Genomic DNA, 12,827 nt, shown 5'->3' with positions numbered 1-12,827 from the left:
CGCGCCGGGCGGCCGGGGCCGGTGGTGGAGGCGCGGCCGGGGCCGGTGGCTCCGGTGGCGGTTCCGGGCCCTGGGGCGGCGGCGGGGACTCCGGCGGTGACGGTGGTTCCGGTGGGCGCGGCTGGTTCGGCGGCGGCGACTCGAACGGCGGCGGCGGAGGCGGTGCCTCCGGTGGCGGCGGGGAGTCGGGTGGAGGCTCGTCCTCCGGCGGCGGACGCAGCTGGTTCGGCGGCGGACGACGCAACTCCGGCGACAACGGCAACGGCGGCGGACGGAGCGGGTCGGGCAACTCCGGCGGCGGCTCGTCCTCCGGCGGGTCCGGCGGGTCCGGCGGGTCGAGCGGGTCCGGGTCGTCCGGTGGCGGGGACGCGAGGGTGCCGGAGCCGCGCGCGGACGGGAACGGCGGGGGTCCGGCGCAGCCGCCGCCGCTCTGGGGTGGACGGCGGTCCGGCGGGGGCGGCGAGCCGCCGATCCCGTTCTGGCTGCGTCCGGTCGATCGGGACGAGTGATGAACCTGTCCGACCGGCACCGGAAGATCCTGTTCGGTGTGCTGGTGGTGGCGCTCGCCGCCGTCGGGGTGTACCTGACGGCGGCCTCGCCGAGCCAGCACAAGAGCGCGCCCCGCGCGGCGCGTTCCACGCCCGTGACCGGGGGAGGGCCGGCCGCGCCGGCCTCTCCGCCGGCCGGCATCAGCTCGCAGGTCGACTCCGGGAACTTCGACGTCTACCGCCTGCTGCCGTTCGGCCGGCAGGAGTTCGCGACGGCGGCCGACACGGCGCAGAGGTTCGTGGCGGCCTACGGGACGTACCGGTTCGACGAGCAGCCGCAGGCGTACGCGGCGCGGTTGCAGCCGCTGGTGAACGACCAGGTCGGGCAGCAGATCACGCAGGGGTTCGCGGCGCCCGGCATCCAGCAGCAGCGGCAGCAGGACCACACCGTCGCGACGTGCACGGCGTCGCTCGACCAGGTGCGCGACATCGGCAACAACTCGATCATCTTCCTCGTGACGGGGAAGCAGCAGATCAGCAAGTCCGGGGGCGGCAGCAACGACAGCAGGCAGTGGGCGGTGACGGTCGCGCGTGACGGCAACGCGCTGAAGGTCTCCGCGTTCGAACCCGCCGACGTCGGGCAGGCGGGCGACACCGGAGGGGGCGGAACGGGATGACCCGCGCTCGGGTGCTGGCCGCCACGGCGCTGGCCGCCGTGGCGGCGCTGTTCGTCTCGCTGATGCTGGTCCCGGTGCTGTTCGGGGCGAGCCAGTTCATGTTCGGCGGTGGCGGCGCGGGCAGCGCCGGCTGCGTCGACACGAGCGGCGCGTCCACGCAGCCGGGGACGTCCGACGACGCCCGGGGGATCCCGGCGAACTACCTGTCGCTGTACGAGGCGGCGGGCAAGCAGTACGGCATCCCGTGGAACGTCCTCGCGGGGATCGGGCGGGTCGAGACCGTGCACGGGACGTCCGGGGAGCAGGGCGTCAAGAGCGGGACGAACTACGCGGGCGCGGGCGGCCCGATGCAGTTCCTGAAGGCCACGTTCGACTCGTTCGCCGTGGACGGCGACCACGACGGCAAGAAGAACCTGTACGACCCGGCGGACGCGATCTACACCGCCGCCGCGTACCTCAAGCACAACGGCGCCCCGCAGCGGATGAAGACCGCCATCTTCATGTACAACCACTCCTGGGACTACGTGAGCCTCGTCCTCGACTGGGCGGGGAAGTACGCGAAGGGCGCCTACAAGGTCGTCCAGTCGAACGGCGTCGACTGCCAGGACGACGAGCTGCCCGCCAACGCGTCCGGGATGATCCAGCAGATCATCGCGTTCGCCATGGCGCAGCGCGGCAAGCGGTACATCTTCGGCGCCGCCGGGCCGGACGCCTGGGACTGTTCGAGCCTGCTCCAGGCGGCCTACAAGTCGGTCGGGCTGGACATCCCGCGCACGACGTTCGAGCAGTGGCCGTTCGGGCAGAAGATCCCGAAGGGGCAGGAGCAGCCGGGGGACCTGGTGTTCTTCAACTCCGGTCCGGGCACGTCGTCGGACAGTCCGGGGCACGTGGGCATGGTCATCGGGAAGAACCGGATGGTCGTCGCGCGCTGCTCGCTGTGCGTCCCGAACATCGGCGTCACCCCGTACGACCGCGGCGACTGGATCGGGGTCACGCGTCCGCTCGCGACCAAGCAGCTGAAGTCGCAGCTCGCGCATCTGACGGCGGCCGGGCAGAACGGCGGCTGACCGTCCCGTCCCGTCGCGCCCCGCCGCCGTGGTTCAGCGGCGGGGGGTGATGGGGCCGAGGACGTCGCGGAGGGCGTCGGCGGCGGCGCGCAGCTTCTCCGCCGGGACGGCCCCGAGGACGTCGTCGTGCGCGGTGCCGCTGGCGGCGAGGGCGTCCTCGGTGACGCGCAGGCCCTCGTCGGTGAGCCGCACCCAGCGTCCCCGGCCGTCGCCCTCGTCCGTGCCGCGTTCGACGTGTCCGGCCTTCTCCAGGCGTTGCAGGACGTTGCTGGTGCCGCCGGACGTGAGGAGCGCGGAGCGGGTGAGGTCGGTCGGGCGCAGCCGGTACGGGCTGCCCGAGCGCCGCAGGACGGTCAGGACCTCGAACTCGGCGTAGGTGAGGCCGAGGTCGGTGAGTTCGGCGCGGAGGGCCTGCTGGAGGAGGCCCTGGAGGCGCGCGGTGCGCTTGCCCACCTCGAGCATGGCGATGAGCGTGTCGTCGAGGCCCTCGGCGCGCCAGGCGTCCACGAGGGGGTCGATCTCGTCGCGGCGGCGGTCGCGGTCCCGGTCGTGCTGCACGCAGCCGAGGATACTCGCCGCCATATTGCTTTTAGAAAAGCTTCTGTCTAAGCTTTCGCGCATGACATCCCCCCTTCTGATCCAGGGCGGGCTCGTGCTGAGCCCGCGCGTCCTCGGTGTGGCCGACGTCCTCGTCCGGGACGGCGTCATCGCCGCCGTCGGCCCCGGCCTGCCCGTCCCGGACGGCGCGGAGGTGGTCGACGCGTCCGGGCGGATCGTCCTGCCGGGCTTCGTGGACACGCACCGGCACATGTGGCAGGGCGCGGTCCGCGGCGTCCAGGCGGACACCACGCTGGGGGCCTACTTCGAGCACGTCCTCGGACGCCTCGCCCCCGCCTTCCGGCCCGAGGACCTCCACGCCGGCGTGCTCGGCTCGGCCCTCGAGGCGCTCGACTCCGGTGTCACGACCGTCGTGGACTGGGCGCACGGCGCGGACACCCCCGAGCACGCCGACGCGAACGTCCAGGCCCTCCACGACGCCGGGATCCGCGCGGTCTACGGCCACTTCCACGCGGGCGACGCGGCGGCCCGGGCCGCCGAGCAGCGCCGCGTCCGGGAGCTGTGCGGGGACGGCCTGGTCCGGATGGCCGTGGCCGCGCTCGGCCCCGACCTCGGCGACGCGGACACCGCCCGCCGCGAGTGGCTGTCCGCGCGCGACCTGGACGTCATGATCACCGCGCACATGGGCGGCCACGGGCAGGAGAGCGCGCGGGCCGGGCTGGCGTTCCTCGACGACAACGACCTGTGGACGCCCGGCACGATGCACGTCCACGCCAACGACTACACCGACGAGCAGCTCAAGCGGATCGCCGACCACGGCGGGACGGTGTCGGTGTCGCCCGCGATCGAGACCGCGATGGACTTCAGCCTGCCCGTAACCGGGCGCGCACGAGCCGCGGGCATCCCGGCGAGTCTGAGCGCCGACGCGGTCGCGAGCGCCGGCGGCGACATGTTCAGCCTCATGCGCGCCGCCTACTCCACCGAGCGGGGCCGTCCGGACGGTGCGGGGCTCGGCTTCACGACAGCGGACGCGTTGCGCATGGCGACGGTGGAAGGCGCGCAGGTCGCGGGCCTGGGCGGCGTCACCGGGGAGATCGCGCCCGGACGGCAGGCGGACCTCGTCCTGCTGCGCACCGACCTTCCGGGGATGGCGCCCGTCCACGACCCGGTCGCGGCCGTCGTCCTCTACGCCGACACGCGCGCGGTGGACACCGTCCTGGTCGCCGGACGCGTCGTCAAGCGCGACGGACGCCTGGTCGGGGACGTCGCGACGGCCCTGGAACGCCTCACCGCCTCCGCCGCCCATCTGACCGCCGCCGTGTCCGCCGCCCGCTGAGCGGGGTCGGCGGCGCGCGGAAATAGAGCGGTGGCGCGCGGGGGTGCCGTGACATGCTGATCACGTGGACGAGCCGGACATGACACTGGAAATCGCGCCCGAAATGCTCTTCTTCCTGCCCGCGGCGCGCCGCCGCGAGAGTCAGCGGGTCGCCTGGGACGGGACGTCGAGCCTGGGACACGTCATCGAGTCCCTCGGCGTCCCGCTGCCCGAGGTCGGGACCCTGACCGCGGACGGGACGCCCGTCGACACTTCGCACCGCCCGGCCTCCGGCGCGGTCGTGCGGGTCGGCCCGGTCGCGCGCCCGCAGGAGGTACCGCTGGATCCGGGGCAGGCCGCGCCGCGCTTCCTGCTGGACGTGCACCTCGGCACCCTCGCCCGCCGCATGCGCCTGATCGGCCTCGACACCGCCTACCACAACGACATGGACGACCCGGAGCTGGTCGTCCAGGCGAACGAGGAGAGGCGCGTCCTGCTCACGCAGGACCGGGGGCTGCTGATGCGCCGCGCGCTGTGGTTCGGCGCGTACGTGCGGAGCCCGCGCCCGGACGACCAGCTCCACGACCTGCTGGAGCGGTTCGCGCCCGAGCTCGCCCCCTGGACGCGCTGCACGGCCTGCAACGGCACGCTCGTCCCCGTGGACAAGGCGGAGATCGAGCGGGAGCTCGCCGAGGGCACGCGCCGCAGCTACGACGCGTACGGCCGCTGCGGCGACTGCGGACGCGTCTACTGGCGCGGCGCCCACGGCGACCACCTCCAGGAGATCGTGGAGACCGCACGGGCGACCGTCGCGCGGGCGCGGGCCGGGGCCCCCTCGTCCCGCTGATCCGCCGTGCCGCCAACGAGCCACCAACGAGCCACCGACGAGCCACCGGCCAGCCTTCGCCCCGGCCTCACGGGACGGTCACAAAGAGGGCATGATGGCGGTCCATGAGCGTGAGCGTGGTGGTGGGAGCGGCGATCATCTCAGGCGGGCGGCTGCTGGCCGCGCAGCGGGCCGAACCGGCCGAGCTCGCCGGTGGCTGGGAGTTCCCGGGCGGCAAGGTGGACCCGGGGGAGACCGACGAGCAGGCGCTCGTCCGCGAGTGCGAGGAGGAGCTCGGCGTCCGGGTCGTCCTGGGCGACCGGGTCGGCGGCGACTGGCCGCTGGTGCTCGGCGGCGCCGTCCTGCGGGTGTGGACGGCGACCGTCGTGGAGGGCGAGCCGCAGGCGCTGGAGCACCTGGCTCTGCGCTGGCTCGCGGCGGACGAGCTCTACGACGTGGAGTGGCTGCCCGGCGACCTCCCGGTCGTCGAGGCGATCCTTCCCCATCTCGCCTCCTGACCTGCAAAAACGCCGCGACCGGCGGCCGCGGGTCGCGGGCGCCGGTCGCGGCGGGAAGCGGGGAGGACTACTCGATGCGGTTCGCGCCCGCGTAGTCCGAGCGGTCGGACAGGCGTGAGACCTTCACCACATCGCCGGTCTGCGGGGCCTGGAGGTACAGGCCGGCTCCCGCGTAGATGCCCATGTGGTGCAGGTCGCCGCCGAAGTAGACCAGGTCGCCCTGGCGCAGCGAGCCCCGGTCGATCTTGGTGCCCAGCTGGAACAGGTCGCCGGTGTAGTGCGGCAGGCCCGGCTTGCCGACCTGCGCGTACGCCCAGATGACCAGGCCGGAGCAGTCGAAGGTGGTCGGCCCGGCGGCCGCCCACACGTACGGCGAGCCCAGCTTGGTCAGGGCCTTGCGCAGCATCTTCTGCGGCAGGGCGCTGCCCCGGACGGTCACGGTGTACCCGGACGTCGGGTCCTTGGTCCGGGTGACGCCCAGCTTGTCCAGGAGCTTCTGCACCTGGTCGATCTTGCCCTTGGTGGTCGTGCGGGCGGCGTCGGCCTGGTCGGCCGCCTGCTTGACCTTCGCGGTCTGCGCCTGCGCGTCCGACTTGGCCTTGTTGGCCTGGTCGATCAGCGTCTGGAGGCGCTGGACGGCGCCCGCGCGGTTCTGCGCGAGGTAGGCGGTGTCGGACAGGCCGCCACCGTCGGTGCCGCCGCCCGCGAAGATCATGTCGGGGCCGCCGCCGCTCATGTACTGGTTCGCGGCGACCTGGCCGAGCGCGGCGCGGGCCGGAGCGGCCTGGGCCTCGAGGGCGTTCGCGCGGTGGGTGGCGTCCCGCTCGGCCTTCTGCGCCTTGCCGAGGTCCACGCGCGACTTGTTGTACTGCTCGGTGAGCTTCTCCGCCTCGTCCTGAAGCTGCTTGAGCTGCTTCTTCAGGTCGGACTCGGAGGGCTTGCCGGACGGGGACGGAGGGGTCTGAGGTGCCTGGGGGGCCGTCGGCGCGGCCTGGGCGAGGCCGGGTGCGGCCAGTCCGAGTCCGAGCGCGAGGACGGTGGCGGCCGCGAGTGTCACGCGGCGGCGCTGGGGGTCCTTGGCCAAGGCCGGTGTTCTCCTCTTCGTGAGCCGCCTACCGGGTTAGCTGACGGGTTCGGGCCAGGAGTCGCCCTACGCCGCACGGCACGACGCCGTCCCGGTCAGAGGACGCCCCGTGACGTGCGCCGATTCACCCCGGGGGTGTGGGTCCCCGGTTCCCTCGCGGGATTCGGCGGTCCGCCCGCCGCCCCGTGGGCGGGGCTTCGAAACGGTCGGATCTGCGGGGCAGACTACAAAGGAAGTTCAAAAATGGCCAAACAGTCACGCAAAGTATGCATCTGTGCGCATCCGGTACCGGTGTGACGGACGAGATCCACGGGGCCCAAGTGACGGGAGAGGCCCTGGTCACCGGCCGATCGCCCCGCCCCGACGCCCGCTCTTCACCCCCCGGCCGCCTCGCGGACGGTCGGGCTCCCCGGGACGCCGAGTAAACTGTCAGGGTCGCACGTCTGCGGCCGATCCCCGAACTCACACCAAGGCGAGACCGCATGCCCTTCTCCACGCGCGATGACCTCCGGAACGTCGCCATCGTCGCCCATGTCGACCACGGTAAGACCACGCTGGTCGACGCCATGCTCTGGCAGTCCGGCGCCTTCCGTGAGAACCAGGACGTGAACGACCGCGTCATGGACTCCAACGACCTGGAGCGGGAGAAGGGCATCACGATCCTGGCCAAGAACACCGCGGTCAGGCACGCCGGGATGACGATCAACATCATCGACACCCCCGGCCACGCCGACTTCGGCGGCGAGGTCGAGCGCGGCCTGTCCATGGTGGACGGCGTCGTCCTGCTGGTGGACGCCAGCGAGGGCCCGCTTCCGCAGACCCGGTTCGTCCTGCGCAAGGCCCTCTCGGCGCGGCTCCCGGTCATCCTGGTCGTGAACAAGACCGACCGCCCGGACGCGCGCATCGATGAGGTCGTCGACGAGACCTACGAGCTGTTCATGGACCTCGACGCCGAAGAGGGCCAGATCGACTTCCCGATCGTCTTCGCGTCGGGCCGCGCGGGCCGCGCCTCGCTGAACAAGCCGGGCGACGGCGAGCTCCCGGACAGCGAGGACCTCGAGCCCCTGTTCCAGGTCATCAAGGACACCATCCCGGCGCCGTCCTACGACCCGGACGCCCCGCTCCAGGCGCACGTCACCAACCTGGACGCCTCCAGCTACCTCGGCCGGATCGCGCTGTGCCGCGTGCACAACGGCGTGATCAAGAAGGGCCAGCAGGTCGCGTGGTGCCGGCACGACGGCAGCGTCGAGCGGGTCAAGATCACCGAGCTGCTCATGACCGAGGCGCTCACCCGCAAGCCCGCCGACGAGGCCGGGCCGGGCGACATCATCGCGATCGCCGGCATCCCGGAGATCATGATCGGTGACACCATCGCCGACCCGGACGACCCGCGCCCGCTGCCGCTGATCACGGTGGACGAGCCCGCGATCTCCATGACCATCGGCACCAACACCTCGCCGCTGGCCGGCCGCGAGAAGGGCACCAAGGTCACCGCCCGCCTGGTCAAGGACCGCCTCGACCGCGAGCTGGTCGGCAACGTGTCCCTGAAGGTCCTGCCGACCGAGCGCCCGGACGCCTGGGAGGTGCAGGGCCGTGGTGAGCTGGCGCTCGCCATCCTGGTCGAGAACATGCGCCGCGAGGGCTACGAGCTGACCGTCGGCAAGCCGCAGGTGGTCGCGCGCGAGATCGACGGCAAGAAGCACGAGCCGGTCGAGCGCCTCACCGTCGACATCCCCGAGGAGCACCTCGGCGCCGTCACGCAGCTCATGGCCGTCCGCAAGGGCCGCATGGAGCACATGACCAACCACGGCACCGGCTGGATCCGCATGGAGTTCCTGGTCCCGGCGCGCGGCCTGATCGGGTTCCGCACCGAGTTCATGACCGAGACCCGCGGCACCGGCATGGCCCACCACGTCTTCGAGGGCTACGAGCCCTGGTTCGGCGACCTGCGCACCCGCCCGAGCGGCTCGCTGGTCTCCGACCGGACGGGCGCCGCGACGGCGTACGCCATCCTGAACCTCCAGGAGCGCGGCACGTTCTTCGTCGGCCCGACCACCGAGGTGTACGAGGGCATGATCGTCGGCGAGAACTCGCGCGCCGACGACATGGACGTCAACATCACCAAGGAGAAGCAGAAGACCAACGTCCGCTCCTCCACGGCCGAGACGACCGAGACGCTGACCCCGCCGCGGGTCCTCACGCTCGAGGAGAGCCTGGAGTTCATCCGGGACGAGGAGTGCGTCGAGGTCACCCCGAACTTCGTCCGGATCCGCAAGATCGTCCTGGACGCCAAGGAGCGCGAGCGGACCCGCGCCCGCGCCAAGCGCAACTCCGGCTGACCGAGTCCGGCCCCGGCTGAACCGGCCGAGTCCGGCCTTCGGCCGAACCGGTCGAACGAGAACGGCCCCCGCCTTTCGAGGCGGGGGCCGTTCTCCGTTGGGGCCTTCGGCGCGGGGTCAGCCGGTGCGGGTCCAGTCGGTGAAGGACGTCGCGGTGCCCGCGCTCGTCGCGCGCATCGTGTAGAGCCGCGCGTCGCTCCCGAACGCCAGGACGACCAGACGGCCGTCCGCGTCGTAGGCGAGGGCGGGTGACCCGATGACGTCCGCCCGGTGCGTCGACCACCTGTACGGGCCGTACGGCGCGTCCTGGACGCCAAGGGCGAGCGCGCCACCGGTCGTGCGGGCGGCGAGGACGGTCCGCTGCCCCGTGCCCGCGACCGCGGTGCCCTCGAACGTCATCGGCCCGTACAGCGGGTCCGGGCGCAGCCCGTTGTCGGACTGCGTCACCGTCGACGCCGTCCCGGACGCGGGGTAGTAGATCCGGGCCGCGCCGGTCGCGTCCACGGCCGCGGTCACGGGGCCGGCGGGCGGGCCGCCGGAGCCGCCGAGCACCCGGACGAACGGCTCGCCCGGCTTCTGCTGCCGCCACCGCGCCACACCCGTGTCGGTCGGCGCGAACACCTCCACGCGCCCGGACGCGTCGGCGACGGCGGCGACGCCGTCCCGCACGCCCTTGGCGGAGAGGCCGGTCCAGTGCTTCGCCCAGGCGGAGCCGCGCCGCGTCTTCACGCTCACGCCGCCGTCCAGGTTCCGCACCGCGACGGTCATGTCGCCGGACGGCGTGATCGCGACGGACGGAGCCCCGACGGTCAGTCCCGCGTCAGGGTCCGGGTTGCCGAGCGACCACCAGTTCGTCCAGCCGCCGGACGCCGTCTGCGACGCCGTCACGATCGCGTCGTCGGACATCCGCAGCGCGAACAGGTGCAGCACCCCCTGCCGGTCGCGGACGGCCGTCACGTACGGCGCGAGACCGCCGCCGGGGCCGAACGTCGGGCCGGTCCACGGCCCGCCGGGACGGGCCTGCTGCCACTGCGCGACCCTGCCGTCCAGGACGGCGAACGCGTTCAGGCGCTTCGCGCCGTCCTGGACGGCCCAGGTCGTCCCGTTCGTCCAGCGGGTGTACTGGCGCGAGTAGAACAGCACGTAGAAGGTCGCGTTGTTCGGGTTCGGGCCCGGGTCGTTCGCGCCGCGGGGGCCGAGGTAGGTGAGGAAGAGCTGCCGTTTCGCCGGGGCGATCGTCGACCCCAGGTTCGGCGGCGAGCTCCGGATGTTGTAGTCGCGGTAGTACCGGACGAGGACGCTCCCGTCCCGCTGCGGACCGGAGTACCGCGCGGCGGCGTCGGCGACCAGGCGGCCCGCGCCCCGGTGGTCGGTGTGGTCGCCCATCGTCGTCACGATGTGCGTGAACCGGCTCTGGGTCGGCGGCGACTTCGGGTCCTGCGCCAGCACGACGGTCGGGCCGAAACGCTGCATGAGCCAGGTCAGCGCGTCCTCGAGCTGCCGCTTGGTGTATCGCTGGTGCGCGTAGCGCGGGTCGCAGCCCGCCCCGTCGGTGTGCTCGGAGCCCAGCGTCGTCGCCCCGCCGGTCCCGTGGGACAGCTTCTCCAGGGACGAGGTGTGCCGCATCGCCGGCTTGTCCCCGGCCTCGTGCAGCTTGAAGAAGACGAGCCGGATGTTGGCCGCGCTGGTCAGCGTGTCCACCTCGACGGTCTGGCCGCCGGGCAGGCGCAGCGGCGTCCGCGTCCAGTGGTCGGGCAGCCCCGCGTTGCGCGCCCACGCGGCGCGCGCGCCGTCCTCCCGGTGCTGCCCGTACACGCAGCGGTTGTGGAACTGGCGTCCGGTGGCCTCGCCGCTGGTCAGGTACACGGTCGTCGAGTCCGTGGCCACGGACCGGATCATGTCCGGGTAGTAGAACAGCGAGTCGTCGTCCTCGTGCGCGACGACCTGCATGTACCGTCCGCCGGGACCGGTCCAGTGCCCGTTCGCGGCGCCCGCGGGAGCGGCCGACGCCGGCCCCCTGTCGCCCGACGGGCGGACGCCGTCGGCGAACGCCCGTCCGGCCCGGTCCGCGGTCTTGCCGTGTGCGCCCGTGTTCCGGGCGTGGTCCTCGGGGAACGCCGCCACCACCGACGACATCACACCGAGCGCGCCCAGGGCGAGAATCGCCTCGACCGCACGGATCCCCCGCTTCAAGCGACCTCCCGGCCGTCCCGCGGCGCGCCCGAACGGACCGTGCCGTTCCGGCGACGCCGAGTTATGGAATTGCGGCAAACGCGCACATGGGATGATGCACGAGTTCACCGTCAGGTTGCGCCGCTCAGGTCACGAAAAGACAACGGCGGCCCGGAAACTCCGGACCGCCGTCGGATAACTACGGAACGCGCCCTATCGGACGTTCACGAACGTCGCCTTCAGAGGCGCGTCGTAGTAGTGGCTCTTGTCGCCGAAGTACTCAAAGGTGAAGTAGGCGTCCTTGGGAATGCGGAACTTCCCGCTGAAGCGGCCCTTGGAGTCGGTCTTGGGGCGGGCGAACCACGACCAGGACTTCTCGCCCTTGAGCTTCACGTACAGGTAGACCTGCTGGCCCTTGAACGGCACGTAGTGGCCCGGCGTCGGGTCGTGCTTGAGGGTGCCGCTGAAGTACACGTAGCCGTTCTTGCGGATGTTGCGCGGCGTGACCTTCCAGCCGTAGGTCAGCGCGTTGATGCGCTTGTCCTGGACGTTCGGGCTGGTGGACGGCGCGAGCGTCGGGTCGCCGGGGAAGCGGACGCGGTAGGTGCCGTGCGAGCAGTAGACGCTCAGGTTGCTGGAGAAGGCCCCGCCGACCCGCGTGACCAGGGGCTTCTGGCCCGGGCCCGGCTTGACCGTCAGCCACTTGTGCTGCTGCTGCGAGTAGCACTCGGCGGTCAGCCACTTCCCGGCCGGGAAGACCGTGCCGTTGGTCGCCGTGACCTTGCCCGAGATGGTCAGCTTGGCGTCCCACGTGGTGGACATGCCGAAGGTGACCTTGGTCGGGGTCTTGGCCGTGGCGGCGTTCGCGGTGGCGGGGGCGGCGACCAGGGTGGCCGCGGCGGCGGCCGTGCTCGCGATGAGCAGTGACTTGCGCATGGACATCACTTTCGTCAGATTCATCGGGGGGAAACGAGCGTCGGCTTGACGAGCCACGTCACATAGTGGGTCGTGTCGCCATAGAAGGTGTAGGCGATATAGATCGGCTTCGCCTTCGCTCCGACGTGGATTCGGTTCGAGAAGTGGCCTTTCGCGCCCGATTTGTAGTTCGAGAGGCCGTGCCAGAGCGACAGGTCGTTCAGGCAGTCGCCGCCCTTGAGGCAGTATTCGACCGAGACGCGGCGGCCTTTGAGGGCCTTCCAGGTGGTGCCCGGTTTGTCCTGGAGATGGCCGCGGACCGTGAACGACCCGCCGCGGCGCGGATGGGTCGTGGAGACCTTCCAGCCGGTCACGCGGGTGGCGATCCGCCGGTCGCGGACCTCACCGGACAGCGTCGCCGCCAGGCCCGGGGCACCCGCGAAGCGGACCCGGTAGTAGCCGTGGCGGTAGTGGACGCCGGTGTGCCGCGGGTCGGTCTGGAACGTTCCGTCCGCCTTGGTGGCCAAGGTCTTGCCGAGGGCGGTCCAGCGCCGGTGGGTGTCGTCGGCGGTCTCGATGACCACCGTGCGGCCCGCGCCCACCGTCGCCCCGGCCCTGGTGGTCAGGCGGCCGGAGAGGGTGAGGCGCGAGGTCGCGTTCGTGGTGGCCCGCAGCGCGGTGATCTTCGTCGCGCCGGGGGCGGGGGCGGCTTGGGCGGCGGCCGGGACGGTCAGGCCGAGAGCCGTGACCGCGGCCGTGGCCGCGCCCAGCGCCAAGGGGGTTCTGCGCATGAGCCTCGATTCCATCGAACACGCGCGCGGTGCAAGGCGCGCATTCAGAGGACGTCGCGGCTCAGAGCGGGGTTGGC

Annotated in this window: 11 protein-coding genes, 1 pseudogene and 1 riboswitch; of the genes and pseudogenes, 7 read left to right on the top strand and 5 right to left on the bottom strand. The window is 72.3% G+C overall.

Going from position 1 to position 12,827, the window contains the following annotated elements:
* From EBO15_RS44555 to EBO15_RS31620, 3 genes and pseudogenes are all read left to right on the top strand, one after another.
* A pseudogene (locus EBO15_RS44555) lies at positions 1-509 on the top strand (type IV secretion system protein); the annotation flags it as partial.
* Complete coding sequence (locus EBO15_RS31625; RefSeq protein ID WP_122198143.1) at positions 509-1,165, top strand: hypothetical protein; 657 nt, start codon at positions 509-511, stop codon at positions 1,163-1,165. The pseudogene EBO15_RS44555 and the gene EBO15_RS31625, both read left to right, overlap by 1 nt.
* Positions 1,162-2,232 (top strand): C40 family peptidase, encoded by a 1,071-nt coding sequence (locus EBO15_RS31620; protein WP_122198142.1) that lies wholly within the window; start codon positions 1,162-1,164, stop codon positions 2,230-2,232. Before EBO15_RS31625 ends, EBO15_RS31620 begins: the two co-directional genes overlap by 4 nt.
* A 33-nt stretch (positions 2,233-2,265) precedes the next feature.
* On the opposite strand, the gene EBO15_RS31615 is transcribed toward EBO15_RS31620, so the two are convergent.
* Positions 2,266-2,790: a MarR family winged helix-turn-helix transcriptional regulator gene (locus tag EBO15_RS31615; RefSeq protein ID WP_158628414.1), complete on the bottom strand. Its 525-nt coding sequence runs from the start codon at positions 2,788-2,790 to the stop codon at positions 2,266-2,268.
* Between the two features lie 61 nt (positions 2,791-2,851).
* Between EBO15_RS31615 and EBO15_RS31610 the strand changes: the two genes are divergently transcribed.
* The 3 genes from EBO15_RS31610 to EBO15_RS31600 all read left to right on the top strand — a co-directional run bounded on the left by EBO15_RS31610 (position 2,852) and on the right by EBO15_RS31600 (position 5,449).
* Positions 2,852-4,126, top strand: a complete 1,275-nt coding sequence (locus EBO15_RS31610) for an amidohydrolase family protein (protein ID WP_158628413.1) — start codon at positions 2,852-2,854, stop codon at positions 4,124-4,126.
* 79 nt (positions 4,127-4,205) lie between these two features.
* Complete coding sequence (locus tag EBO15_RS31605) at positions 4,206-4,952, top strand: Mut7-C RNAse domain-containing protein (RefSeq protein ID WP_122198140.1); 747 nt, start codon at positions 4,206-4,208, stop codon at positions 4,950-4,952.
* A 104-nt stretch (positions 4,953-5,056) separates the two neighbouring features.
* Positions 5,057-5,449, top strand: a complete 393-nt coding sequence (locus EBO15_RS31600; protein WP_122198139.1) for a (deoxy)nucleoside triphosphate pyrophosphohydrolase — start codon at positions 5,057-5,059, stop codon at positions 5,447-5,449.
* 67 nt (positions 5,450-5,516) lie between these two features.
* On the opposite strand, the gene EBO15_RS31595 is transcribed toward EBO15_RS31600, so the two are convergent.
* Positions 5,517-6,533 (bottom strand): C40 family peptidase, encoded by a 1,017-nt coding sequence (locus EBO15_RS31595; RefSeq protein ID WP_122198138.1) that lies wholly within the window; start codon positions 6,531-6,533, stop codon positions 5,517-5,519.
* 8 nt (positions 6,534-6,541) lie between these two features.
* Positions 6,542-6,712, bottom strand: a riboswitch (cyclic di-AMP (ydaO/yuaA leader).
* 303 nt (positions 6,713-7,015) lie between these two features.
* On the opposite strand from EBO15_RS31595, the gene typA reads away from it, so the two are divergent.
* Entirely contained in the window at positions 7,016-8,872 is a 1,857-nt protein-coding gene (typA, locus tag EBO15_RS31590; RefSeq protein WP_122198137.1) for a translational GTPase TypA, read from the top strand.
* A gap of 117 nt (positions 8,873-8,989) precedes the next feature.
* Here typA and EBO15_RS31585 read toward each other — a convergent pair whose 3' ends face one another.
* From EBO15_RS31585 to EBO15_RS31575, 3 genes are all read right to left on the bottom strand, one after another.
* Positions 8,990-11,065 carry a PIG-L family deacetylase gene (locus tag EBO15_RS31585; RefSeq protein WP_122198136.1) on the bottom strand — a complete coding sequence of 692 codons (2,076 nt, stop codon included), beginning with the start codon at positions 11,063-11,065 and terminating at the stop codon, positions 8,990-8,992.
* A gap of 192 nt (positions 11,066-11,257) precedes the next feature.
* The gene (locus tag EBO15_RS31580; RefSeq protein ID WP_147481756.1) at positions 11,258-11,980 is read right to left on the bottom strand and encodes a hypothetical protein; all 723 of its coding nucleotides are present in this window, start codon (positions 11,978-11,980) and stop codon (positions 11,258-11,260) included.
* A 20-nt stretch (positions 11,981-12,000) separates the two neighbouring features.
* The gene (locus tag EBO15_RS31575) at positions 12,001-12,750 is read right to left on the bottom strand and encodes a hypothetical protein (RefSeq protein WP_147481755.1); all 750 of its coding nucleotides are present in this window, start codon (positions 12,748-12,750) and stop codon (positions 12,001-12,003) included.
* Between the last annotated feature and the right edge of the window lie 77 nt (positions 12,751-12,827).

Source organism: Actinomadura harenae (assembly GCF_003696215.1).
In the GTDB taxonomy this organism is placed as follows: Bacteria; Actinomycetota; Actinomycetes; order Streptosporangiales; family Streptosporangiaceae; genus Spirillospora; species Spirillospora harenae.
This window is presented reverse-complemented; position numbering and strand designations above follow the sequence as displayed.